Annotated in this window: 22 protein-coding genes; 7 read left to right on the top strand and 15 right to left on the bottom strand. The window is 60.6% G+C overall.

What is annotated here, in order from left to right; all coding sequences use genetic code 11:
• Positions 1-167 precede the first annotated feature (167 nt).
• Positions 168-1,724 (top strand): acyl-CoA carboxylase subunit beta, encoded by a 1,557-nt coding sequence (locus Q0O99_RS00640; RefSeq protein WP_293747474.1) that lies wholly within the window; start codon positions 168-170, stop codon positions 1,722-1,724.
• Between the two features lie 15 nt (positions 1,725-1,739).
• Positions 1,740-2,684, top strand: a complete 945-nt coding sequence (locus Q0O99_RS00635) for an amidohydrolase (protein WP_293747472.1) — start codon at positions 1,740-1,742, stop codon at positions 2,682-2,684.
• A gap of 74 nt (positions 2,685-2,758) precedes the next feature.
• On the opposite strand, the gene Q0O99_RS00630 is transcribed toward Q0O99_RS00635, so the two are convergent.
• The 6 genes from Q0O99_RS00630 to Q0O99_RS00605 all read right to left on the bottom strand — a co-directional run bounded on the left by Q0O99_RS00630 (position 2,759) and on the right by Q0O99_RS00605 (position 9,373).
• Positions 2,759-3,652: a succinate--CoA ligase subunit alpha gene (locus Q0O99_RS00630; protein ID WP_293747470.1), complete on the bottom strand. Its 894-nt coding sequence runs from the start codon at positions 3,650-3,652 to the stop codon at positions 2,759-2,761.
• Entirely contained in the window at positions 3,649-4,884 is a 1,236-nt protein-coding gene (locus tag Q0O99_RS00625) for an ATP-grasp domain-containing protein (protein ID WP_293747468.1), read from the bottom strand. Before Q0O99_RS00625 ends, Q0O99_RS00630 begins: the two co-directional genes overlap by 4 nt.
• A 241-nt stretch (positions 4,885-5,125) precedes the next feature.
• Entirely contained in the window at positions 5,126-6,460 is a 1,335-nt protein-coding gene (locus Q0O99_RS00620; RefSeq protein ID WP_293747466.1) for a hypothetical protein, read from the bottom strand.
• Positions 6,427-7,689: a TRAP transporter large permease gene (locus Q0O99_RS00615; RefSeq protein ID WP_293747464.1), complete on the bottom strand. Its 1,263-nt coding sequence runs from the start codon at positions 7,687-7,689 to the stop codon at positions 6,427-6,429. The genes Q0O99_RS00620 and Q0O99_RS00615 overlap by 34 nt, the downstream gene beginning before the upstream one ends.
• Complete coding sequence (locus tag Q0O99_RS00610) at positions 7,686-8,207, bottom strand: TRAP transporter small permease (protein WP_293747462.1); 522 nt, start codon at positions 8,205-8,207, stop codon at positions 7,686-7,688. The genes Q0O99_RS00615 and Q0O99_RS00610 overlap by 4 nt, the downstream gene beginning before the upstream one ends.
• Positions 8,208-8,341: 134 nt before the next feature.
• Positions 8,342-9,373, bottom strand: a complete 1,032-nt coding sequence (locus Q0O99_RS00605; RefSeq protein WP_293747460.1) for a TRAP transporter substrate-binding protein — start codon at positions 9,371-9,373, stop codon at positions 8,342-8,344.
• Positions 9,374-9,526: 153 nt separating this feature from the next.
• Between Q0O99_RS00605 and Q0O99_RS00600 the strand changes: the two genes are divergently transcribed.
• From Q0O99_RS00600 to Q0O99_RS00585, 4 genes are read left to right on the top strand one after another with little or no spacing between them, the layout of a single operon-like run.
• The gene (locus Q0O99_RS00600; RefSeq protein WP_293747458.1) at positions 9,527-11,119 is read left to right on the top strand and encodes an acyl-CoA carboxylase subunit beta; all 1,593 of its coding nucleotides are present in this window, start codon (positions 9,527-9,529) and stop codon (positions 11,117-11,119) included.
• A 32-nt stretch (positions 11,120-11,151) separates the two neighbouring features.
• Entirely contained in the window at positions 11,152-11,373 is a 222-nt protein-coding gene (locus tag Q0O99_RS00595) for an acetyl-CoA carboxylase biotin carboxyl carrier protein subunit (protein WP_293747456.1), read from the top strand.
• A 4-nt stretch (positions 11,374-11,377) separates the two neighbouring features.
• Positions 11,378-12,739, top strand: coding sequence for a biotin carboxylase N-terminal domain-containing protein (locus tag Q0O99_RS00590; protein ID WP_293747454.1), 1,362 nt, complete (start codon positions 11,378-11,380; stop codon positions 12,737-12,739).
• Positions 12,736-13,491 (top strand): SDR family oxidoreductase, encoded by a 756-nt coding sequence (locus Q0O99_RS00585; protein ID WP_293747452.1) that lies wholly within the window; start codon positions 12,736-12,738, stop codon positions 13,489-13,491. The genes Q0O99_RS00590 and Q0O99_RS00585 overlap by 4 nt, the downstream gene beginning before the upstream one ends.
• 303 nt (positions 13,492-13,794) lie before the next feature.
• On the opposite strand, the gene Q0O99_RS00580 is transcribed toward Q0O99_RS00585, so the two are convergent.
• The 6 genes from Q0O99_RS00580 to Q0O99_RS00555 form a co-directional block, all read right to left on the bottom strand.
• Positions 13,795-16,005 carry an acetate--CoA ligase family protein gene (locus Q0O99_RS00580; protein WP_293747450.1) on the bottom strand — a complete coding sequence of 737 codons (2,211 nt, stop codon included), beginning with the start codon at positions 16,003-16,005 and terminating at the stop codon, positions 13,795-13,797.
• The gene (locus Q0O99_RS00575) at positions 16,002-16,445 is read right to left on the bottom strand and encodes a carboxymuconolactone decarboxylase family protein (RefSeq protein WP_293747448.1); all 444 of its coding nucleotides are present in this window, start codon (positions 16,443-16,445) and stop codon (positions 16,002-16,004) included. The genes Q0O99_RS00580 and Q0O99_RS00575 overlap by 4 nt, the downstream gene beginning before the upstream one ends.
• 79 nt (positions 16,446-16,524) lie before the next feature.
• The gene (locus Q0O99_RS00570) at positions 16,525-18,168 is read right to left on the bottom strand and encodes a GMC family oxidoreductase (protein WP_293747446.1); all 1,644 of its coding nucleotides are present in this window, start codon (positions 18,166-18,168) and stop codon (positions 16,525-16,527) included.
• Positions 18,168-19,874: a thiamine pyrophosphate-binding protein gene (locus Q0O99_RS00565; protein WP_293747445.1), complete on the bottom strand. Its 1,707-nt coding sequence runs from the start codon at positions 19,872-19,874 to the stop codon at positions 18,168-18,170. The genes Q0O99_RS00570 and Q0O99_RS00565 overlap by 1 nt, the downstream gene beginning before the upstream one ends.
• A 162-nt stretch (positions 19,875-20,036) precedes the next feature.
• A complete protein-coding gene (locus Q0O99_RS00560) occupies positions 20,037-20,309 on the bottom strand; it encodes a YkgJ family cysteine cluster protein (protein ID WP_293747444.1) in 273 nt (90 codons plus the stop codon).
• A gap of 19 nt (positions 20,310-20,328) precedes the next feature.
• Complete coding sequence (locus Q0O99_RS00555; protein ID WP_293747443.1) at positions 20,329-21,573, bottom strand: MltA domain-containing protein; 1,245 nt, start codon at positions 21,571-21,573, stop codon at positions 20,329-20,331.
• On the opposite strand from Q0O99_RS00555, the gene Q0O99_RS00550 reads away from it, so the two are divergent.
• A complete protein-coding gene (locus Q0O99_RS00550; RefSeq protein WP_293747442.1) occupies positions 21,506-21,721 on the top strand; it encodes a hypothetical protein in 216 nt (71 codons plus the stop codon). The genes Q0O99_RS00555 and Q0O99_RS00550 overlap by 68 nt on opposite strands.
• Positions 21,722-21,726: 5 nt before the next feature.
• Here Q0O99_RS00550 and Q0O99_RS00545 read toward each other — a convergent pair whose 3' ends face one another.
• Genes Q0O99_RS00545 through Q0O99_RS00535 form a run of 3 tightly spaced genes read right to left on the bottom strand, consistent with a single transcriptional unit; the run spans position 21,727 to position 25,066 of the window.
• Positions 21,727-22,329 (bottom strand): C40 family peptidase, encoded by a 603-nt coding sequence (locus tag Q0O99_RS00545; protein ID WP_293747441.1) that lies wholly within the window; start codon positions 22,327-22,329, stop codon positions 21,727-21,729.
• The gene (locus Q0O99_RS00540) at positions 22,326-22,991 is read right to left on the bottom strand and encodes a response regulator (protein ID WP_293747440.1); all 666 of its coding nucleotides are present in this window, start codon (positions 22,989-22,991) and stop codon (positions 22,326-22,328) included. Before Q0O99_RS00540 ends, Q0O99_RS00545 begins: the two co-directional genes overlap by 4 nt.
• A complete protein-coding gene (locus tag Q0O99_RS00535; protein ID WP_293747439.1) occupies positions 22,988-25,066 on the bottom strand; it encodes a sensor histidine kinase in 2,079 nt (692 codons plus the stop codon). The genes Q0O99_RS00540 and Q0O99_RS00535 overlap by 4 nt, the downstream gene beginning before the upstream one ends.
• Positions 25,067-25,072: the final 6 nt, after the last annotated feature.

Genomic DNA, 25,072 nt, shown 5'->3' with positions numbered 1-25,072 from the left:
AACCTTAACTACCTTCATTTAGTCCAATTTATGGCCTGTACCTCCCCTCATTACAGTCTGGAAATACATTTACCGTTCATGCGCATACCTCGATGGACAAGGTTGAATGTTGACATGACGACGCGATCGGTCAGAATAGTAATTGAAAAAATTAAAAAGGAGACACAATGAGCTGGCAGAAAGAAGTCGAACAAATTCAACTACGTAAAAAGTTTGCCGAGGAGCTGGGTGGAGTGCAGGCCGTTGAGCGTCAGCACTCGCAGGGCCGCTTGAACGCCCGCGAGCGCATCGATCGCTTGGCCGATCCCGGCTCTTGGTTCGAGATCGGTGCGCTGACCGGAAAAGCAGAGTACGACGAAAACTGGCAGTTGAAAAAAGTTCGCCCTGCCAATGCCATCATCGGCACTGCACGGATCGGCGGGCGCAAGGTCTCGCTCGATGTCGACGATTTCACTGTGCGGGGCGGCTCGTCGGATGCAGCGGTGTCCGACAAGTGGATCTATGCCGAGAACTATGCGCTTGAGCACCGTCTGCCGTTGGTCCGACTGGTCGAGAGCGCAGGCGGCAGCGTAAGGCTCGTTGAGCAGATGGGGGGGACCAAAATTCCCGGCTATCCAACCTGGCTGATGGCTGGTCAGCTTGGGATCATTCCGGTCGTCGCGATTGCGATGGGCCCGTGTGCGGGGCTGGGTGCGGTGAGGGCAGCCTGTGCGCATTTCTCCATCATGGTCAAGGGAACAAGCCAGGTGATGGCCGGCGGCCCCCCCGTTGTCGAGCGTGCAGGAATGGGCGACCAGCTTGACAAAAATGATCTTGGCGGCTCTCAGATCCACACCCGATCCGGTGTCATTGACAACGAAGCTGAAAACGAAGAGCACGCTTTCGAGCTTGCCCGACGTTTTCTGTCCTACGTGCCTGATTCAGTCTATGAAATGCCCCCACGCGTCGAATGTAACGATCCGGTCGACCGCCGCGAAGAGGCCCTGCTTTCGATCATTCCACGCGATCGCAGACAGGTCTATCGCTCTCGGCGCATTCTCGATCTGGTCTTCGACAAGGGCTCGGTCTTCGAGATCGCGCCCATGTTCGGGCGATCGCTGGTGACCTGCCTTGCTCGGATCAACGGGCACCCAGTTGGTGTCATGATCAACGATCCGTACCATAATGGCGGCGGTCTGAACCGTCCGTCTGCCGAGAAGATGGAAACCTTCATCGACCTCTGCGATACCTTCCATTTGCCGATTGTCAACTTTGTCGATCAACCCGGAACCGTGGTGGGCATAGAGGGCGAAAAGATGGGCAATGTCCGCGGTTCGGTTCGCGTCATCTCCGCAATTGAGCAGTCCAAGGTGCCCTGGTGCGCGGTCGTGATCCGACGCCTCTACGGGCTTGCCGGCAATGCCTACTCGCGCATTCAGGGCATCAATCTGCACTACGCTTGGCCGTCGGCGCGCTGGGGCTCGATCCCGATGCAGGGCGGTATCGAGGCCGCCTATCGAGCCGAACTGGCCGCACTGCCCGAAGCAGAGCGTGCCGACCGGCTCGCCGCCCTCGAAGGCAAATACGAGCATCTCGAGTCGCCCTTTCTTACTGCTGAGAAATTTCGGGTGCCCGATATCATCGATCCACGTGATACACGTCGGGTGCTTGCCCACTGGATCGAGGATGCGTGGCGCACGCTGCCCGAGCAACTTGGACCACGCGGTCGTACGATGCGCAAGTGAGCCGGATTGTGCCCAGTGGATTTCATTGACCCCCATCATCACCTCTGGGACCTCGACCGTCATCATTACCCCTGGTTGGCTGAAGCCGATCACGATCGTGGCTGGGGCGACTGGTCGGCCTTGCGTCGAAGTTATACGCTTGCCGAACTTATGCAGGACGTCGCTGGGCTCGAAGGGGGCCCGCCGTCTGGACGGGCAGGTCTTAGTGGTGCCTGGCGGATGCTCGGCTCGGTTCATGTCCAGGCCAACATCGACCCGTCCGATCCAGTGGCAGAGACGCGATGGCTTGATGCGCTCGCATCCGATCCGGTTAACGCGCGAGGATTGCCTTCGGGCATCGTGGCGTGGGCAGACTTTAGCGCGCCTTCCCTAGACGCGTTGCTCGATGCGCACGCACAGGCTTCGAGCCGTATGCGTGGTATCCGGCAGGTGCTGAACCGTCATCCGAATCCCAGGCTCAATCGTGCAGTGCACGATTTCCTGGCGGACGCTGGTTGGCGGGATCGAATTGGTGCCTTGAGGCGCTACGGTTGGAGCTTCGACGCTCAGATATACTGGCATCAGATGGACTCACTCGCAGCGCTGGCAGCCCGGCACGACTCGATTACCTTCATCGTCGATCATGCCGGCATGCCGGTCGAGCGTGACCGAGATGGCCTGGCGGGCTGGCGAAAGGGACTGCGTACACTCGCAGCCTGTCCCAATGTGGTTATCAAGCTTTCGGGCTACGGAATGGCCGACATTGGCTGGACGGTTGATCGGCTGAAGCCTTATGTCATAGAACCGATCGAGTGCTTTGGCGCGGAACGGGCAATGTTCGCGTCCAATTTCCCGGTGGACCGCCTGATGTCGGACTATGCTCGATTGTGGCAGTCCTATGATGCACTTACGCGGGGTGCCTCGAATGCTGAGCGCACAGCGCTCTTTTGCGGGACAGCCCGACGGGTCTATCGGCTCTGAGTGCACTCAAAACGGCTGCCCGCTCAGGCGAGCAAAGGGGATTGACCCAAGCTCCCGCACGGTAATACTTCGCACTAACTTCGTGCCCTCGTGATCAGATCTGGAATCTCGTCCAGGAGTGTCGCGACCTTGATCCCGGATTGTTCGAGCAATTGCCGCTTGGCGCTCGCGCTGTCGGCATCCGACTGGATCATCGCCGCAACGTGACCGAATGAGGCGCCGCGCGGATAACGCTCCTGAAACACGCCAACGACGATCGCCACGATGGGTTTTCGCAACTGTCCACTGCGCACCGCTTCGGCGACCTCGGCCTCATGCGTACCCCCCGGCTCAGCGTAGATCACCGATGCATCCGTTTCCGGGTCTGCCTCGAACATGCGCAGGACCTCCACCAGACGAAGACCGACAATCGGGTCACCGCCCATCGAGACAGCGGTCGAAACGCCCAGTCCTGCTTGCTTCAGTGTGTAGCTGATTTCGGCCGACATCCCCCCTGATCGCGAACACACGCCGATTCGTCCAGAAGCGTAGATTGCGTCGGTTCGGTCCCCCCCAATGCCGCCCATCTTGCATTGGCCTGGTGAAATTAGACCGTTGGTGTTGAAGCCCACAAGATGAGCGCCGGCGCGCCGGACCCGTGCGACCGTGCGAGCGGCGTCGTGACGAGGTACGTTTTCCGCTAGCGAGAGGAGCATGCCGATCCCTGAATCGAGGGCCTCGTCGATAGCCTCGCCGACCGCCCGGGCCGGCACATAGATGGCGCTGGCATTGGCGCCTGTAGCCCGAACTGCTGCATCTACGGTATTGAAGATCGGTACGCCCTCAACATGCTCGCCGCCTCGGCCAGGTGTGACGCCCGCCACGATTTTCGTGCCGTATTCTAGGCAGTACTTGATGTCGAAACGAGCTTGCGAGCCGGTGGCGCCCTGGATCAGCACTCGGGTGTATCGATCGATCAGGATACTCATGTCTTGTGCTCCCGAGATGAAGAGGATGGGCCGTCGCGTTGACGAACCGCGTTGACGATGGCCTCACACGCCTCGGCGAGGCTCGCTCCGGGGGGCAGGTAATTGATGCCGGGAAAGCGTGCCGCAATGGCGCGCGCCTCAGGCTCGTAAGGCCCGAAGAGCCGAACCACGATCGGAAACTTGCGGGTATCGACAGACCGACGTTCGAGGACGATTTCTAGGGCCTGCATCATGATGTCGCAGCGCGCGAGTTGCAGGAAATTGCAGCCCACAAGCAGCCCCCTGACCTGTGGGCGATCTAGGATGGCCTCGAGGGTGGCGACTTGCTTGTCTGGTGTGGGGGTCGGGCTGAAATCAGTGTGGTTGGCGGGCCGTCCACCGTAGTGCAGGATCAGGTCGTGCTGGTAGAGGCTCGCCCCGCCCCCCGAGACCAGCAGTCCGATCTCGCCGTCGAGCTCGATATAGCGAGTTGCGCCGCCCGCATACCGCTTGTTGGCCTCTTCCACCTGTCGTTCGCCCAGTGTCAGTGGCCGACCGCCCGGGCCGGCTGTTTCATCGGCCTGAGCTTGCCAGGCAGGGTGTCTGAAGAGGGCATTGTCATCGACCTCCATCATCGTGCCTACGACAGCCCAGTCGCCCTGCGTGGTTCTCACCAGGGGATTGATTTCTAGCATCTGTGAGTCATTGTCACGAAACGCAGCATACAGTCTGACAGTCAGCGCACTGAGTCCCGGGATCTGATCCGATGGCGCACCGGCCTGATCCCACAAGGCTGCAGCCTGCCAGCTGCGTAGCCCCTCTACCGGATCGATGTCATGGTTGACCAGGGCTTTTGGGGATTCATGCGCAACCGCTTCGATGTCGACCCCACCCCTGAGTGACGCCACTACCCGTGGTCCGAGATCGCCAAAGGCAAAGGCCAGATAGTATTCATCGGCGATGTCGATGGCCTCCTCGACATAGAGCTGCTCCACCTGTTTGTGATCCAGTGTCAGGGACAGAATTCTGGCGGCCACTTCGGCTGCTTCGGCCGGCTTGCAGACGGCTACTGCGCCAGCCTTCCCGCGACGCCCCGCGGCGACCAGTGCCTTGATCGCCACACGCTCTTCGGGTCCCGCGAGCGTTTGCGCAAGGCGGCTTGCCTCATCGGCTGATCGTGCGAGCTCACCACGCGGGACAGGTAGGCCGGCCTGCTTGAGCAGCGCTTTGGATTTATCTTCAAGCAAACGCATTGTGGTGACCTGAGCTAAATGTTGGTCAAATCTGAGTTGGATGGAAAAGCAGTTTAACTGACTTCATTGCAAACTCAATCGCTGACGTACCCGCTTTGGTGTTGGGATGGGTGTGTACAAACTCAAGTGCAAGGCATTGACAGTCAGCCTTGAATCCGCCTGATATTTTCATTTTTAAACACAGGTTAGTGGGGTGTTCTTAGTCGTCAGTGATCAGCCGCGGAGCATACGTCGTATCGATTCAGGTCAGCAGGCGGTTCAGTATGCCCAGCGCAGCACATGCAATCGGTCCGAAAATCAGGATGAAAAAAATGTTGCGACCCAGCACCAGCGAGCGCAACGGCAACCCGAATACGTTCGAAGTCACGACGACCGGCAGGGTCCAGGCCGAAGTGGTGCTGTTCAAGGCCCAAGCAAGCACGACGATATGCGCAAGAATCGGCGCGGCGATCGGCGCCTCGAGCAGCAGGGTCGCGGGAATCAGGATCGAAGCCGTGACCATCGGATGGACGCCGATCGCACCCAGCACGACGATCGTGGTGACCTCAGCGAGAATCAGCAGGCTAGGCCATTCGGTCAGACCCAGCAGGATCTGTCGCAGCTCATCAGGCAGCTGAGCACCCGCGATCGACCCCGCAAATACCATCGAGCCCGTCATAATCAGCAACTCATCGCCCATTTTCCCAGAGCCTTCGACGATCCTGCCCATGGCTTCACCCAAGCGAAGAGGCGCGCGCCACAGCAGAAAACCAATGCACAGCAGGGGCACCATCAGTACAACCGATTGCAGTCCGCTCCAGCCCGTAATTGAACTGCAGACTGCAACGCTGCCTACAAGAATCAACGTCGGGGGAACGGTGGGCAGCAGCCGCTTCAGCGCTCGCACGATACCCTTCACAGCAAGGCTTCGATTAAACATGAGGTGAGCAGTTAGCCCTCCGATTGCGGCCAGACCCAGACCGATTGCGATCATCTGCCATGCCGGCACGCCTGGCACGAGTTGGCTCGCAACAGCGGTCGCGACGAAAAACGGTGACCACACCACGGCAAGTCCCAGACCGCGCGTCCCGCACTCAGCGAGCCGCAAGGCCTCGTCGGGCTCGAGCTCGCAAGGCAGCATCGGTCGCTGGACGGACACGTATCCCAACGTGACAATGGACCCCAACAGGTGCGCGCCGCTGGTCATCCAAGCCATTCGCTCGGACCGATCCATGTCTGAGATCCGCTCGCGGATGCGTGGAATTGTCGGGCTGGACTCAACGGCCACCCGGATCACGATCAGCGTGGGAAGAAAGGCCGCGATGACGGCCGCTGACGCAAGGCTGGAGATGATCGTTTCCGTATTACCCGAACGCAGGATCACGGCGATGGTGGCCAGCGAGATCAAGCCGAACAGAATCTGGATGTGACGACTGGCCATTGGGAAGGCCATCGCCATCAGTATGCCCAGCATCAATGCGCCGAAGAGGCCAGGCGTGTTGAGCCCTGCGAGCAGATGGATCAGCGTCGTTAGCCAGATGGCTATGAAAAGCCATCCGGATATTACATGAACCCGGGCAGCCAGACGGAGAGCCACGGAAATGCCAGCACAATGCCCGCGTAGACGAGACCTACCAGCATGAAGCCCGGTACCGCCCGGAACGCACGGCTGGGGGGTTCGCGAATCACGGCCGAAGCGGTATAGAGCCCGACACAGACGGGGGGTGTCAGCATGCCCAACCCGACCAGCCCGACCATGTACACGTAAAACTGGAGCGGGTCGATTTTCATCGCCAAACAGAGCGGGTAGAAGATCGGAACGGTCAGGTAGAAGACCGGCACCACCTCGAGGAAGGTGCCCAGAATCAGAAAAGTGAGGCCAGCGAGCAACATGAAACTAAGCGGGCCAATGTTGTACTCGACGAAGAACGCAATGATGGATTGGGGCGTCTTGGTGTAGGTGAGGATGATAGAAAAATAGACGGCCATCGCGATGATCGCAAAAATTGCGGTGGTGGTCTCGGCCGTGGCCCTAAGCGATCGCTTGAAGCCCTGCCAGGTTAGTTCCCGATAAATAAGTCGTCCGAGCAAAATCGCGTAAATGCTTGCTACGGATGCCGATTCGGCCGGCGTCATGAAACCCTGATAAAGCCCGCCCAAGATCAGTACCGGCAAGAGGAGCGCCGGCCCTGCCGCAATAAGCGCACGTACCCTAACGCCCCATGGCGAAACCGGCGAGCGCGGAATGTGCCGGCAATACCACATCGAGTAAACGAGCAGCAACCCCATCAGCACCAGACCTGGAAAGACGCCCGCTGCGAAGGTTTTTGAAACCGGGACATGGGTGATAGCGCTGAAAATGATCGCCGTGTTGCTCGGTGGAATCAGTGCATCGATCAGCGCGGCAGAGGCAGTCAGCACCACGACAAATGGCTTGGGATAGCCCTTCTCGATCATCGGTGGCATCATGACCGAGCCGATCGCCACGATCGAAGCAAGAATAGATCCGGATATTGCGCTGAAGATGCCGATCGCAAGTATCAGCGCAACCGCCATACCCCCAGGCAGGTGACCGACCATAGCCATGCCAAGGTCGACCAGTCGCCGAGCCGAGCCCCCATGAAGCATCACGGCGCCGGCAAAGATGAAGATCGGGATGGAAACCAAAACCTGCTTGGTCATTGCATCAAATGAGACCTGCATCAGGGTGTGCAAGGGTAGCCCCAGCACGTCGAAAGCGATGGCCGCCGAGCCCGCGCCGAATACCAAGAAAAGCGGCACCGAGAGTGCCATTGCCAGAATGGCAAGCAGAATGTAGCCGGTCATAGCTGCTCCCCTGCGACCCGAACCCGTTCACCGCACCATTCGCCCATCAGGCTCTCAAGGCAGAAATTGGCCGCAAGCAGAAAGCCGACCGGGTAGGACACGTAAAGGTACCAAAGTGGGAATTCGATCTCAGTGGTGGAAAGTTGACCGAGTTTTGCGTAAAAACTAGTGGTGGAAATACCGAAGATGCCAATCATCAGCGTGACGATCAGGCAGATCACCAGAACAACGATGCGCAGCGTGCGCAGCCTTGCACCGCTCAGAAAATGAGGCAGCACATCCACCGCAATGTGTGAATCACGACGTAACAAAATGCCGAGTACCGGGAACACCATCCAGGGAACGAGTTGTGGCGCGGTTTCAACGAGGAACGAATAGCCCTCGCCGGTCAGCGCGCGTACCGTGAAGCTGGCAAAAGGCAGCAGCACGACAATCGCCACGATGAAACTGGCCAGCGCAAGCAGCACACGTTCTAGTCCATCATTGAACCGCCGATAATGATGATAAAGCTTCGTCAAATTGCGCTCCTCTGAAGGACCATCGTCTCTTGGCGGGGGCGAGCCCTAGCGGCTAGTTTCTCGCTTCGAACACGTCGGAAACCGAGGTCGAAACTGGCGATGTTTCGGTTCACGCAAGGAAACCGATCATACGATTACTTGCCGGTCGATGTGAAGCGAATGGCCGCGTCAAAGATTTCCTTAGACATCATCTTTGCAAGCGCGGGTTGGGTCTGTTCACGGTCGAGCTTATCGAAGGCCTCGAGAGCAGGGCCGGACAAAGTGGTGATTTTCCCGCCGTGCTTTTCGACCATTTCCTTCAGAGCCGCGGCATTCCCCGCCATCGTGCGGTCAGTGGCCTCCTTGCTGATTCGGGCGCCGACCTCCAGCATGATCTTCTGGACGTTGGCGGGTAGGCTGTTAAACCAAGTGCCATTGGCCATCAACTCGGAATCGGCGTAAACCGCGTAGGGTAGCTGTGCTGTTTTGAGGTGGTCCCACCATGCATAGGCTTTAACGGCGGTGGGCACGGTGGACAAGGTATCGATCATGCCGCTCTGCAGGGCGGTGTAGACCTCCTCGGTCGACAGTGAAACCACGCTCATCTTGCGCGCGGCAAAACCGGGCCTCTCGCTCGCTGCAAGAGAGCGAGCCTTGAGTCCGCGCATTTTCTCGACGGTGCTCATGTCGTTGGATTTGCTGAAAGTGACGTAGGGCCCGACCGGCACATAGGCGAGGTGCACCAGGTTGGCTTTTTTGAGGATCCGCTCACGCAGGGCCTTACCTTCTGGGGTCTTAGAAAAGAAGTCCCGCTGATGCTCGATGCCCCTCCAGATGCCCGGGATCTGGACCATGTTCCAGTCGTTATCAATGGCCGAGAACTGGTTATGGGTCACGACACCACCAATCTCGACCGAGCCAGCAGATAGCGCGCCGCTGATCTGTCGAATCGAGAATAACTGACCACTGGGGAAGACGTCGATTTTGAATTGGCCCGCCGCCGCCTTGTTGACCTCGTCGGCGAACTTTGTCGCCATGATCGCGCTCTCATGGTCAACTCCCCAGTGGAAGGACAAGCGTACCGATTTGGCCTGTGCGAGCGCCTCAGAGCCGGGCCAGGCTGCAAGAAAGGCAACTAAAACTGCAGCTATGAGGCCGCTGCGACGGGTCAGTGATGATGCGATCATTACGTTGTCTCCATCAGCCGGTTGGGACCGGCAACTTGTTGTGAATGACGATTCAATAGGTCGTGCTCGAGCACATTCTTTTTGCTGTGAGTCATGCTAGTCAGCTTTCCATCTCTTGTCAATTCTTTGCTTTTATGCCGATGTTTATGTACGATGCATTTTCTCGGCAAGTCTATTTATTCAACAAAACTGCTGTTTTCCGGAGTGACCATGAGCTTTGAAAAAGAAATAGAGGAGCACGAGCGGCGTACCCAAAATGTACTCGCGATGGGGGGAGAAAAGCGTGTTGAACGACAGCATGCTTTGGGGCGACTCAATGCGCGGCAACGGATCGACTACCTGATGGATCCGGGAAGCTTTCTTGAAATCGGCCGCTTTGCACGAAGCGAGCGTCCCGAAGACCGCGATAACACCCCGGCTGACGGAAAGGTATGCGGCTATGGCCGAATTGACGGACGCGAGACGGTAGTAGTTTCACACGATATCACGGTGAAAAGTGCCTCTTCCAGTCCGATTAACGTGCGTAAGTTGGGCCATATGCGTCGGACTGCCCAGGCGAACGGCATGCCGCTGGTTCTGCTCAATGAGTCATCCGGCGCACGGATCCCCGATACGATGGGTGCAATCGGTACCGGCACCTTGGGGCAGGACCCGACCCAGTTCGTCCGAATGAGGGATATTCCTTATGTTTCGGCGGTCCTTGGGCCTGCCTTTGGCACCGCTTGCTGGTTCACCCAGCTTTCAGATTTTGTGGTGATGCGTAAGGACGCGCAGCTCGCGATTTCCAGCCCTCGCGTCACCTCGATCGCGATCAATCAGGAGATTGATCCGATGGAACTGGCGGGCTGGAAGATGCAGTCCGAGGTGACCGGCAAGGTTGACTACGCAGTCGAAACGGACGAGGAGGCCCTCGATCTGGTCAAGCGCTTTCTGTCATACATGCCAGGCCATCACGGCGAACTGCCTCCCCGAGCGGCAGTACCGAAGGACGCTGACGATGCGGTGGGAGCACTTCTCGACATCGTGCCCGAGAGCCGCAGCAAGGTCTACGACGTCAGAAAGGTCGTCAGCGCAATCTGCGATCCTGGTAGTGTCTTTCCACTCAAAGAGCGCTTTGCCCGAACCGCCTTCGCCGCGCTCGCCCGAATTGATGGTCGGGTGGTCGGCATTCTGGCCAGCAACCCGCTTTTCAAGGCCGGGGCGCTCGATGCCGATTCATGCGACAAGGCGACTGGCTTTCTGGTGCTGTGCGATTCATTCAACATTCCTATTGTCATTCTGAGCGACACCCCAGGTTTTCTGATCGGCGTTGAGGCTGAACGACGCAAGGCGCCCGGTAAAGTGATCAATTTCATGTCGGCGCTGCAGATGTGCTCGGTGCCAAAGTTCTCGATCGTGATGCGCAAAAGCTACGGGCAGGCCTACCTGAACATGGGCGGTACACGTAATTCAGACGAGATGCTCGCTTGGTACACTGCCGACGTAGGTTTCATGGACCCCAATGTTGGGGTCAACGTGGTCTACGGCTTACGCTATGAGGATGAGCCTGAGCGCTTTACACAACTGGTAGAGGAGGTGCGTCGCGATAGTTCAGCTTATGATCTGGCCGGCATCTTTTCGGCGCAGGCAGTGATCGATCCCCGTGAATCCCGGGCCTGGCTGAAGCGCTTGCTGGAGGTTCACGAACGACGTCCCTCACGCGGGATCGGCAAGCATCTTCTTGGTGGATGGCCCACCACTTTCTGAATCGATCGTCAATTTCAAGGAGTGATGTGTATATGGCTGCTCAATACGTACTGTCCGAAATCACCGGCAAGGTCTGGAAAGTGTTGTGCCCGGTGGGCACGAAAGTGGACGAGGACGAGCCGATCCTGATTATTGAATCCATGAAGATGGAAATCCCGGTGCTGTCGCCTTGCGCGGGCCGCGTGGCCTCGTTCGAGGTGGGAGAGGGTGACGATGTGTCCGAAGGACAGAAAGTCGCCACTGTCGAGCCTTGAGAGTATGAAGACCGTCCTGATCGCCAACCGCGGAGAGATTGCCTGCCGCGTGATCCGCAGCTGTCAGGCCCTTGGCCTTCGCACGGTTGCCGTCCATTCTGATCCCGACGCGCAGTCCCGACATGTGGAGATTGCCGACCAACGGGTTTCGCTTGGGGGCTCATCTGCTGCCGAGAGCTATCTTCGTGCCGATGCAGTCCTAGAGGCTGCCCGTTCGAGCGGAGCGGATGCCATTCATCCTGGCTACGGCTTCCTTTCCGAGAACGAGGCCTTCGCAGCTGCGGTTGAAGCAGCAGGTCTTGTATGGGTCGGCCCTTCGCCTGCCTCGATTGCCGACATGGGCGACAAGGAGCGTGCCCGTCTGCTTGCCCGGGCAGCAGGTGTGCCGGTCCTGCCCGGTAGCAGTCGATTTCGTCCCGGTGAGTTCAACGGCCTAGTCCCAGCGGCCTTGGAGATCGGTTTCCCGCTTCTCGTCAAGGCCGCGGCCGGGGGGGGTGGCATTGGCATGCGGCGGGTCGATCGCCCGGAGGACCTGCAGGCTGCGGTCGAAGCCACCCAGGGCATGGCTGCCCGTGCTTTTGGCGACGGTACGATCTATCTTGAGCGCTACATTGAACGGGCCAGGCATGTTGAGGTTCAGGTCTTTGGTTTCGGCGATGGGCGTGCAATTCACGTCCACGAGCGTGACTGCTCGATCCAGCGAAGATTCCAGAAAATCATCGAAGAGAGCCCTGCACCCGGATTGTCGCCCGATACCCTGCGGGCCATGTATGACTCGGCCGTGGCCTTGTGCAGGCAGGAGCGCTACAGGGGGGCCGGGACGGTCGAATTCGTGCTGGATGCGGACACGCACGAATTCTTTTTTCTTGAAATGAATACGCGCATCCAGGTTGAGCATCCGGTCAGCGAGATGATCACCGGTCTCGATCTGGTGGGTATGCAGTTGCAGCTTGCCTCCGGTCAGGTTCCTCAGGCCCGCGAGCAGGACGATGTTCATGCCCGCGGTCATGCAATCGAATGCCGTTTGTACGCCGAGCGTCCAGCCAAGGGTTTCCTGCCTTCGACGGGGTTGGTCACCCGCTTCGATCTGCCGCTGACCGACGATACGCTTCGGATCGACTCGGGTGTGCGGGCGGGCGATCGCATTTCACACTTTTACGATCCGATGATTGCCAAATTCATTGCGCACGGCGCGAACCGGGAGTGCGCCATCGCGCGCCTGATCGATGCGATCGACGCCGTACGGATCGAGGGTATCGAGACCAATCTCGGGTTCCTGCGCCGTACGTTGGACCATCCCGCTTTCCGGAACGGTCAAGTCAGCACGGGATTTGTTGATCTATATAAGCCGGATTTGATCGCATGATTGCTACGGGCATAATGATTGTGACTGGCGGCAGCAGAGGGATCGGCGCTGCGACCGTCAGGGCTGCCGGTCTTGCCGGCTACGATGTGTGCGTCAACTACCGCAGTGGTGCGGCCCAAGCCCAGGCGTTGGTCGAAGAGTTGCAGGCGATGGGCCGCCGGGCGATCGCCGTTTATGCCGATATGGCAAACGAGGCCGACATCATGCAACTATTCGAGGCCACCGACCGGGCGCTTGGCCCCCTCAGTGTCCTTGTAAACAACGCCGGAGGCGTACCATCCGGTCGCCATCGGGTCGATTCGATCTTGGCCGATGAGCTCGATCAGGTGCTGCGCCTGAATCTTGGTGCAGTTATCTTGGCCTCGCGCGAGGCGGTGAAGCGGATGTCTACTGCTCATGGCGGGTCTGGTGGGTCAATTGTCAATGTGTCGTCCGCCTCGGCTCGGCTGGGTGCGCCCAGTCTATGGATGGACTATGCGGCGGCCAAAGGTGGCGTGGATACCTTTACCAAGGGGCTAGCCATCGAGATTGCCGAGGAGGGCATACGCGTCAATGGCGTGAGACCGGGCCTGATCGACACAGATATGCACGCAGCAACGGGGATGCCTGATCGGGTGGCGCGTGCCGCAAAGCATTTGCCGATGAAGCGCGCCGGTACCGCTGAAGAAGTGGCTGAAGCAGTCCTCTGGCTGGCCTCTCCCGCGGCCTCCTACGTCAGTGGGGCGATCATCGATGTGGCGGGTGCGCGCTGATCATGTGACCCCGAAACAGTGACAAAAGTGTGCTCGAAACAGGGAAGATGATGCTGAGAGTCGTGCTCTCGGGTAACTGTGATCAGGCCTAGGCAGCGGCCGAGCAACTGGCGCATGAATCCCGTGAAACGGCCGTCTGCTTGTTGAGCGAAGCCTAAAACGGCATCGAGGCGGGCGTCAGGGTTGTTATGCGGCTTTCGGTCACCCTGCCCCGCGCCATCGCGCGAGCCACGGCGCACCAGACCAAAGTCGGTCTGCCCCATTCGCTGTCAAAGAGCATGAGGTTGCGTTGGGTATCTTCCTTCATTCGGCATTCATGTGGCGCTCAAAGTGGGCGATTGAAGCAAGCGCATCGGCTGCGTTGACCAGTTCGTCATAGCTTGGAATCCCGGCGGCCACCGCTGTCGCCTGGAAACTTCTCTTGCGCGCCTCGCAAGCCTCTGAGCCGTCGGATCGGAGCACCAGTGCGTGATGAGTGCTACGTCCATGGCGTTCGCGAACTCGAAGTGTTGCAGCCATCAGGTTACCCAGAAAATCTGCGCGCTGGTCCGCCGAGCTGATGAAAACCGGCAGGTTCAGGTGGGTGACAAGTGCATCCGGTGTGGCCAGCGTAATGATGGCTTCGAGAATTTTTTCGGCCACCCGCCCCTCTTCCTGTCGAAGCGTGAAGGCCGGCGCATCGACCGGGTTCACAACGGAGGTGCCGGGGGGGAGATGCAGCGCATCGAGTGCTGCTATAGCTTCAGAGGCCATGGGTTCGACGGTCAAGCCACGGCGGGCGAATGCGTCGGCGGCAAGTACACTGGCTCCTCCCCCATTGCCAAACAGCACGCACTGCTGCGTGACCCGTCCTCGCCGAGGAGTCAGGCACTGGAAGGCGAGCAAGGAATCGAGGAACTGATCAAGTGTGTCTGTGATCACGATTCCGGTCTGTGCTGCAATGCCGCGCCATAGTGCGAGCGGTGAAGCGAGTGAACCCGTGTGCGATGTTGCGGCATGTCGCCCCTGGTCGGTTTGTCCGCCGAGCAGGATCACCACTGGCTTTCTGCCTTTCGTACGCATCAGCACGTCGATGAACCGACGTCCGTCGCGCACATCTTCGAGGTAGACGCCGATTGCGGCCGTGTACTGATCTTCAAGAAAGTGGTTGATCAGATCGGCCGGGCTTAAATCGATGCTGTTGCCGAGCGTGGCTAGGCCCGAGAAGCGAAGCCCCCTCTGCTTGCCCCGCAAAAGCATGTCGACCGCGAGGCCTCCACTTTGGGAAACGATACCGATGGGGCCCGGCTCGCGCGGGCAATCGCCAACAAACGCAAGGCCACCACGTGGCGAGTAGAGGCCCAGACAGTTGGGCCCCAGCAGGCGGACCCCTGCGCGTCGGGCCGCCTTCAGTAACTCGCGCTCTAGCGCCTTGCCGTGCATCACTTCGCCAAAGCCGCTGGATATGATTTGAGCGAATCGGACCTGTCCGGCACAGCTCTCGATCAGTGCCGGAACATGTGCGGCGGCAATCGACACATACAAGTAGTCGATCGTTGAACCTATGTCCTCGATCCGCTTGACTGCCCGTAGGCCCTCGACCTCTGGCGCATTAGGGTGGATGGGTACGATCCGGGCAGAGCAGCCTAGGGCCTTGCACTGGCGGATGAAGTCGTTGGCCGGCGTGAAGCCCGTTGCCGATGCGCCGACGACAGCAATAATGCTGGGTTCGAAGAGCGCATCAAGCGATGAAATGGGCTCGGGCTGATCGTCGACTTCGGGGGCGTGAGTCGGGTCACCTTGTTCAAGGATCATCCTAGCGTCGCAGGCAACGACCCCCGCTGCCGATACGATCAGAGGATTGATATCGATCTCGCTGAGATGTCCTTGTGCCTGCATCAACAGCCCGCCTGAGCCTCCCACGGCGACCAGTGCGTCGATCAGCGCGTCAATCTTGCACGGCGGCCGGCCGCGGGCACCCTGGAGCAGGGGCCAGCCCCGCAACTGTTCCAGCATGCTTCGAGCATCCTTGCGGGTGATCGGACACACTCTGAACGCTGCATCACCGAGTATCTCGATGAACACGCCGCCGAGCCCAGCCATGATAACCGGGCCAAAGCGCGGGTCGATTGTCCCGCCAATGACCATTTCAACGCCTGGTGCCGCCATCATCTCGACCAGATAGCCCTCCTGGGTGATGCCTGCGCCCGCCGCGGCCGCGCGCAATCCCTGCAGGGCTTCGCCAAGTTGCGCTTTTCCAAAGATGCCGAGCCGTACACCTCCGATATCGCTCTTGTGAAGACCGCTCGACCCGACCAGTTTCGCTACGAGCGGAGCACCCAATGCCGCACCCTGTTCGGTCAGAAGATCGATGTCATCCGCAACGACCGATACGGGTACAGGCAGGCCAAATGCCGAAAGGATTGTCTTTGCCTCAGGTTCGGTCAGTGCCGATGCCTGGCGCAGACGGGCCTTGGCGATCAGATCAATCAGTTTTGCTTTCGCGGGGTCGAGGCTCGGATCGGAGAGGGTCATTTCTTCAACCCACTTCCCGCCGTGCTCTTGCGCCGGGGAGTCGATGGCGCTGGAACGGGCTGGCCCGCTCGTTCGAGTTCCTCAAAGAGCATCGGTACCGCGAGATTGACCGCATGGATCCCGAGCACCGTGGTGAGCTGGATGGTCTCCATGATCTCTTCGGCTGTTGCGCCCAAGCGCAACGCGTTCTGCATGTGTCGTCGAGCGCCGGGTGCGTATAGGTGCGTTGTGGAGACGTTGATCGCAATCAGGATCAACTCCTTGATATGCGGCGGCAGAGGCCCCTTGAGATGCGGGACACTTCTAAAGGCGAGGTATGCCTCGATGAAATCGGGGTCTAGTGCGCGTACCTGATCCCACAGAGGATTCCAATCGCCTTTCGCAATCTGGGCTTTGGTGTACGGATACGCACTTTCGGGGGCGGTTTTCTTTTTCGGCATCAAAGACTCCTCTATTTTTCGTATTGATGGCCCGGCGCCACTGTATGCGCGCAGAGGGCATTCACAACTGATGGCGTGTTCAGTGGTTTCGATGGTCCTCAAGTATCATGTAGGCCGCTTTCTCGCCGATCATGATTGCGGGTGCATTGGTATTCGATGAGGCAATGGTGGGCATGATCGAGATGTCGACTACGCGCAAGCAGTCAATGCCACGAACCCTCAGGCGATGATCGACCACGGCGTCGGCGTCGGAGCCCATCCTGCATGTGCCCACAGTGTGCCAGGCGGTCTGTCCGGTCTCCCGCGCATAGTCGAGAAGTGCGTCGTCGCTAGTCGTCCCTGCGCCAGGCCGCTCCTCTGCGAGGATCCATCCGCTCATTGCCGGCTGCGCGGCGACCGAACGAATCAGCCTCAGTAGCCTCACTGCCGTCCGGCGATCCTCCGGATGATCCAGGTAATTCGGCTGGATGGCAGGCGGATCGGCGATGTCCGGCGTTCGCGCGTGAATCGAACCGCGCGATCGAGGATAGAGCTTGAATCCGCCAATCGAAAAACCTGAAAAGCGGTCGATTCCACCGGCCGCGCCAGGTCCGGCATTGCGCGCATAGCGGTCCTTGCCGCTGATGTGATAAATCCGCACCATCACGTCCGGTCGATGGAGCGAGGGGTCTGAACACGTAATCGCGTGAGCGGTCGACGATGTCCCCGCCATCAGGCCCTTTCGCGTCAGCACATACTGCAGGCCAACTCGCAGCTTGTGCCAGGGGCTGCGCATGATGTCGTTGATCGTGATTGGAGCCGTTGTACGGTAGGTGCAACGCAGCTGAAGATGGTCACTCATGCCTTCACCGACTGCTGGGAGGTGAAGTTTGGGCGTCACACCGATTGACTCGAGGCGGTGACGGTCGCCAATTCCTGAAACCTCAAGGAGCTGTGGCGACTGGATAGCCCCTGCGCTCAAAATGACCTCGCGGCGGGCGCGGATGATAAGGCTCTGTCCGGCCGAACGGATTGCCACTCCAGAGGCACGCTTACCTTCGAAGCAGACTCGCTGAACCGGCGAGTCGGTCAGGACCGTCAGGTTTGGGTACTTTCGAGCCGGACGCAGGTATGCACGAGCCGTATTCCATCGCTGGCCCCGCCAGGCAGTTTGTTCGAGGTATCGCACACCTTCGTATGAACCGAGGTTGTAGTCTGGAGTCTCTGCAACGCCAAGCTGCCGCCAGGCCTCTATGAAGGCATCCGAGAGGGCGTCTGGATCATAGTGCGCGCGGTCCGTGATACGGACCGGGCCCGAGCGGCCCCGGCCCGGTCCGGCGTTAGCATCGGCTTGTTCGAGGCGCGTGAACCAGGGCAGCAGATCTTGCCAGCTCCATCCTTCAATGCCTTGAGAGGCCCAGTCATCGTATTCGCGCGGATCGCCCCGAACATAGGCCATTCCGTTAAGCGAGCTTGACCCGCCCAGAATACGGCCGCGAGGCCAGTAAACCGTCTTGCCGTTCATCTGTGCCTGAGCTTCTGTCTCAAACTGCCAGGCATAGCGCGGATTGGTTAAAAGTTTCCCCACCCCGAGCGGCACGTGGATCCAGGGATTGGTGTCACGGCCTCCCGCCTCGATCAGCAGGACCTGCCAGCCGCGCGGGTCTTCCGCAAGCCGTGCGGCAAGCGCGCAGCCGGCAGAGCCGGCGCCAACCACGATGAAGTCGACCTCGGTCGGTGCCATCACGATTTCGATTGGGTGTTGTCCCGATGCTTGAATGAGTCGCGTCGGAAACTGTAGAGAGCGTCAGGGTCGACCATCACATCTACGATGGCCGGCTTGCCACAGGCGATAGCCGCTGCGATGACGATCTCGAGATCGGCAGCCCGATCGACTCGAAAGCCCTCGGCGCCCCATAGCCGTGCCAATTGGTCGTAGGGCGGATTGGGCACGTCCGCGCCCAGATAGCGCCCACCAAAGAAGTCTCTCTGATACGCCTTTTCCGCGCCCCAGCAACCATTGTTCATCACCACGCATACCGTCGCGATGTTTTGACTCACGGCGGTGCCGATTTCGCTCGATGTCATGCCGAAGCCGCCGTCGCCCATCAGGCTGATCACCGTGCGTTCCGGGCAGGCGAGCTTTACGCCGAGTCCGCACGCATAGGAGAAACCGACCAGTCCAAAGTCGAGCGGAGTGAAGAGAGCGGGCGGCTGGTGATAGTGAAGCTGATCGGTAGCCTGCAGGCAAAGGGTGCCGGCGTCCATCGTGAACATCGAGTCGGCAGGCGCCGCCGCACGCAAGGCCCGGTAGAGTTGAGCAGGCTGGATGCGTCCCTCTGCGGGCTGTCCGGCGTGGTCGCGTTCAGCCAGCAATGCGGCCCGTCGCACGGAGAAGCCCCCACTCCACTCGATCACTTCGGGCGCCGGTTGATGACCCACAAGGGCGGTCACCAGGCCCCGGGCGACCTCACCCGCCTCGCCATGGATACCCAGCTCGACCGGGAAAAATCGACCGATTGCGGTGGGGTCGAGTTCGACCTGGATGATCTGCGCATCCCGGTTCAGGTGGTCGTAGGTGTAAAAGGTTGTGTTGAAGCCTAGACGCGTGCCGAGGGCGAGGATCACATCGGCCGTGCGTGCCAGATCTGAGGCGACTACATTACCTCGGGGGCCAACCTGTCCGGCATAGAGCGGATGCGAACAGGGAATTGCATCACCATGCCCAGGCGACATGGTGATCGGTGCCTGCAGCAGTTCTGCCAGGGCCAGCGCGGCGTCGGCGCATCGACCATTCTTGACGCCGCCTCCGGCCAGAATCAGCGGACGCTTTGCATGGGCAAGCAGTCGCGCGGCGGACTCGATTCGGGCGGCAGAAGTAGTCCCCCCTTCTGCCCAGGCCTTGAACTGAACGGCCGATTCCCATGTTGTCGTTTCAGCGAGGAGGTCGCGCGCGATGTTGACCGCGACCGGACCTTGACGAGGCGTCAGTGCCGTTCGGAAGGCCTCGCCGATGATTTCCGGAATGCGGCGTGCCTGCGGAACCGACCAAGTCTTTTTGGTCACCGTGCGCAGCAATGCCTGCTGGTCGACTTCCTGAAAGGCATCGCGGTAGACATGAGCCGACGACAGGGAGCCCGCTATGGCCACGACCGGCGAGTACGCGGCACTCGCTTGGGCGAGGCCGGTTACGAGATTCGTAACACCTGGCCCGTTTTGGCCCGCCAAGAATACGCCTGCCCGCCCTGCGGCACGTGCGTAGCCGTCGGCCATGTGCACGCCGGTACGCTCATCCCGTACGCCGACAAACCGGATGTCGGTGCGCCCGTAAAGCGCATCGAACACTTCCATGCCGGCCGAACCGATCAGTCCGAAAACATGTTTCGTGCCATGCACAGCCAAAGCTTCGACGACCGCGTTGCCGCCTGTGCCCTGATTCCCCTGGTTCATGTGCAGTCCCCTGTTGTATGGTTATGGTCGATTCATTGGTGTCGGCTCGCTACAGCTGGCACCCGCATCATTTGAGATTCGCTATACCCTAACGAATTTTTGTGGTTTTGTCGACATTTTGCTGGGATGGCAACCGACTTGACTTGGGCATAGTAGTGGCGATCACCTTGGCAGCGTTAAATCTTCCAGTCGCATCAACCAACCGCGGGCATGCACGCCGCCATCCTCCACAGGCCCGCACATCTCCACCGAGGCTTGCAGTTGCCCGCACACCGCTGGCCGTTCGGGTTGCCCAAAAATCATGCAACGCAGTTGGGCGTCAAGTTGCACGCAAGGCACGCCCGCCGGTTTTCCGTTGGGCATGCCGGGGATGGGCGAGGAGATGGAGGGTGCGGTGCAGCAAGCGGCGCAGCCGGGGCGGCAGCTTAAAGTCATCGGGTCACAGGCATCCGGTTCAGCGCGGCCACAGGGCCCACAGTTGCAGGGGTTGCTTCAGGCGGCCGGCCAGCTCGCCCGCTTCTGGGCCGGAGCCTGCGTAATAGTCGGCCCGCACGGCGCCCACGATGGCGGTGCCGGTGTCTTGGGCCAGCACCAGGCGGTCAAAAGACGTTTGCGGTCCGGTCGACTTCATCCACACCGGGGTGCCGTAAGGGATGCTGCGGCGGTCCACCGCGATCGAGCGTTCGGCCGTGAGCGGCACCCCTTGTGCGCCTTTGGGGCCGGGCGGTATGCTGCCCACGGGCAGGGCTTCTTCGCGGAAAAACACCACTCGCGGGTTTTGCCACAGCAGCTCGTTGACCCGCGAGGGGTTGCGGTCGATCCAGGCCTTGATGCCGGGCCAGCTCGCGTCGGTGATCAGGCGTCGGTCGAGCAACCAACGGCCAATGCTTTTGTAGGGTTGGTCATTGGTGGCGGTGTAGGCCATGCGCACCCAGCGCTGGCGGCCGTCGGGCTCGGTCACGTTCACCAGGCCCGAGCCCTGGATGTGCAGCACCATCGCGTCCACCGGGTCGGCCAGGTACAGCAGTTCTTTGCCGCGCAGGGCGGCGCGGGCAGCGGGCAGGGTGTCGATTTCTTGTCGGTTGAACCAAGGTTTGCGCTGGGCCAACTGGGCAGGCGGCGCGAACAGCGGCACCTGGAACGCGCCTTGTGCCCGGCGTGACCCCGTGAGGGTGGGTTCGTAATAACCCGTCAGCAGCCCCTCGCTGCGTGCTTCATGCGTCTCGACCCGATACGGCTGGAGTTTCTCGCGCATCCAGCGGCGCTGCACGTCGGCGCTGGCGTTGTCCAGTTGGGCGATCTCGGGGCACAGCGCCCGCCAGTCGGGGGTTGGGCGCTGGCAGCTTTGCAGCCAGGCGGGCCAGGCTTCGTTGACAGCGTCGCGATCCATGCCGGGCAGATCTGTCCAGCGCACCGGCACCCAGCGGCTTTGCTCGCGTACCAGGGCGGGCGGCAGGGGCCGGGTGTCCTCCATGGGTGAAATGTCTGCGATGCCAGGCTGTGGCGATGGGCTTGAGGTGGGCCGGGTTTGCACCACGGGGGCAACCGAGCAGGCGACCAGCATGCCTACAATCGCGGCCATCATGAAGCCTGCCCGCAACGGGTGGCGGATCAAGAAACGGGGTTTTTGCATGGGGCTGATTTTGCTGGAAGCTTTGCTGGCCTTGTGCATCTTCATTGCGATTGTCTGGTGGACCATGTTTTCCGGCCGCAGCAAAGGTGAATTGCGCCAGGCCCTGCCACCGTCTGAGCCGCCGTCCAAGGAGGCCAGCGCGCAGGCACCGGACCATGCCGTGATCGAAGCGGCCACGACATCGAACTCAACACCCGACGAAACCCGCCGCTGAGGCCTTCAGTCCAGCAGGCTGTGTGCCCCTTCAAAGCGTTGTGCGTAATAGGGGCTGCTGAGTGCGTCAACGCGCACCCCGGTGCGGGGGTTGCTGGCGTGCACAAAGCGGCCGTCGCCCACGTACACGCCCACATGCGAGTGGCGTGCGCCCAGGGTATTGAAAAACACCAAATCACCGGGCAGCAAATCGGCCCGGTCAATAGGGCGGGACATGCGGCCCAAGTCGGCCGCCGAACCTCGCACCCGCAAGCCCCCCCCTTCACGCAGCACATGGGCCACCAGACCCGAGCAGTCAAAGCCCGTGGCCGGGCCTCGTCCGCCCCAGGCATAGGGGGTGTCCAACAAGGACAGCGCCACCATCGCCACATCGTTGCGCGCGCTGTTGTACGGGCCAGACGATCTGGGGCGCGAGGCCGCAGGCTTGGTCGGCTCTGAGTTGTCGGGCGCCGTGCGGCGGGCGGGGGGCGATGAGCAGCCCGCCAGCAGAACGGCGGCACCCAGGCTTAGACCTGTGAGCAAGCCGTTGCGCCGCTGCGGGTCATGCGCAGCAAGCATCGGGCCGGGCGCAACCAGCGCTTGGAATAAAGAGGTGTCAAGCTTGTTCATGCCAATTGCCGCATCAGATTGGCCAGCTCAACCGCTGACTTGACTTCCATCTTGTCGAACACCCGGGCGCGGTGAACTTCCACCGTGCGCACGCTGATGTCGAGTTGGTCGGCGATCAGCTTGTTGGGCAGGCCCTCCACCACCCAGCGCATGACGTCGCGTTCGCGCTCGGTCAGCTCCAGCAGGCGCGATTGCAAGCGCTGCTGGGTTTGCCGAGCTGCCAAACGCTCTTGCGACAAGGCCAAGGCTTGCTCCACCCGGTCGACCAAGGCGTTGTCGGAAAAAGGCTTTTCGCAAAAATCAAAGGCCCCGCGTTTGACGCTGTCCACCGCCGTGGGCACATCGGCGTGGCCCGTCAAAAAAATCACTGGCCAGGCCTGTGCCATGCCCTTGGCCAGCAGCTGCTCGAACAAAGCCAGGCCACTCATGCCGGGCATGCGCACATCCAGCAGGATGCAAGCCGATTGCTGCCACTTGGCCGGGTCCGGCTGCCAAGCGCCATCGGCGATGGGGTGGGTGCCTTGCAGCATGGCCAAGAAAGCCTCGGCGCTGTCAAAAGACTCGCTGAGCAAGCGCCGTGTGCGCAGCAGCCAAGCCATGCCCTCGCGCACGCTGGCGTCGTCATCCACAATGAAAACGGTGGGCATGTCGGTGAAGCTCATGCGGCGATCTTATCCAAAAGGACAGCGGGCAAGGTGAAGCGAAAGACCGTTCCCCGGGGGACCAAGGGCTCGAAACTGAGGTGTCCACCGTGTTGCTCGACCACGGTGCGGCAAAGGCTCAGGCCCAGGCCCATGCCTTCTGCTTTGGTGGTGAAAAAGGGGGTAAACAGCTGACGCTCCACGTCGTCGGCAATGCCCACGCCCACATCGCTGACCGAGAACTCGACCCAGCCGTGTTCGGCGTTTGAAGCAGCACGCCGCACCTGCAGCACCAGCACCCGCGCCATGTTGCTGGGCTGGTCCATCGCCTGCATGCCGTTGCGCGCTAGGTTCAGCAGCACCTGCTCCACCATGGTGCGGTCGCACAGGACCGGGGGCAGCTTGGATTCGAAGCGGGTGTGCACCTTGACCTGCAGTTTGCGCGCCTGCAGGTTGACCAGCGGCGCAATGGCGTCGAGCAAGGCCTCAGGTGCCACAGCTTCACGCGCCTGGTCGCGGCGGCGCACAAAATCGTGCACGCTGTTGATGACCTTGCCGGCTCGCCCCGCCTGCTCGGCAATGCGGCGCAAGGCCATGTGCACATCGTCCAAGGTTTGCGGCAAGGCGGCCGGGTCTTTCAGCAGGTTGAGCGAGCCATTGGCATAGCTGGCGATGGCGGCCAGAGGTTGGTTCAGCTCGTGGCTGAGCAAGGAGGCCATTTCGCCCACGGTGGCCAGTCGGGCAGTGGCTTGCAGGCGCTCCTGGCTAGCCCGCGAGAGTTCTTCGATGCGACGTTGCTCGCTGATGTCGATCACCGCGCCCATCCAGCCGGTTTGCTGGCCTTGCACGCTGATCAGTGGCGCTTCGATGATCAACACCTCAAAGCGCGTGCCATCGGCCCGCATGAAGACCGACTCGAAGCCTTCGCGCGGTGGGGCGTTGCCCGCCAGCCGAACGGCATGGCGCTGCTTGTATTCGTCCACCATTTCGGGGGGCCAATACGGCATGGGTGCCAGTTGGCCGGTCAGTTGTTCGGCCGCCAGCCCCACCATTTGGCAAAAGGCCGGGTTCACGTAGGTGATGCGCCCTTCCAAGTCGCGCGCGCGCAAGCCGGTCACAAGAGAGTCCTCCATGGCCTTGCGAAAGGCCAGCGCCTCGGCCAGATCGTTTTCGGCTTTCAGGCGTCGGCGCGAATCCTTGGCCAGCAAGACCATCACCGTGACCAGGGCGATCGACATGGCGGTGACCAGCGCCGTGAGCACATTGGGGAACAGGTCGGGCTCGCCCCGGCGGCCATCCAAGCGCAAGACCAGGGTGTTGCCTGGCAAGTCCACCAGTTGTTGGGCTGTGAATATGCGCAAGCCCCGGGTTTGGCTGCCCGCGATGGCCAGCCGCGTTCCGTCGGGCTCGGTGAAGGAAACTTCATTGCGTCGGCCGTAGCCCACGCCCAGGCGCGCATTGATGATTTCTTGCAAACCATAGGTCAAGACAGTGAAGCCCACCAGCAAGCCGCCTTGGGTGTTGGGCAAGCACATGTCCATGACCTCCATGCCCAAACCGTCTGTTTGAGGCAGGAAATAAGAGCGGGAATAACTGGGGCCGCTGCTGCGCTTGGCCTGTAAGCAAGCTTGTTGGGTATCGCTCAGGGTTTCGGTGCGGCGCACGCGTTCAAACACCGGACTGCGCAGGGGCGAGTCGGCTGATTGGTTCAGGTTCAGCGATGGATCTCGCCACTCGATGCGCAACATGTCGCGGTTGTCGCGCAAGAGCGCTTGCGCCTCCAGGTTCCAGAAGGCTTCGGACGGGTGGCTCGATTGGAGACCCTGTATCGCCTGCACATGGCGCGACAGTTGGGTGCGCAAGTCACTGACCGCGTTGGCGGTGTCGCGCTCCAGTTCGGCTTGCAGTTGGCTGGCTTCATAGCGTCCGGCCAGCCACACCAGGGTCACCAGCACCGCCATGACCAGCGCGATCAAGGCGCTCCAAAGGCTGCGGCGACCCCGCCCCCCCGGCAATGCGTTTTCTAACGCCTGCCACCAGGCCAGGGTGCGTGCTTTGAGTGAGGGGATCAGGCGCTGCAGCGCTTGGGGTGTCATGCCCGC

Origin of the sequence: Limnohabitans sp. Rim8, from assembly GCF_945901735.1 — a bacterium.
Taxonomy (GTDB): domain Bacteria; phylum Pseudomonadota; class Gammaproteobacteria; order Burkholderiales; family Burkholderiaceae_C; genus Limnohabitans_A.
This window is presented reverse-complemented; position numbering and strand designations above follow the sequence as displayed.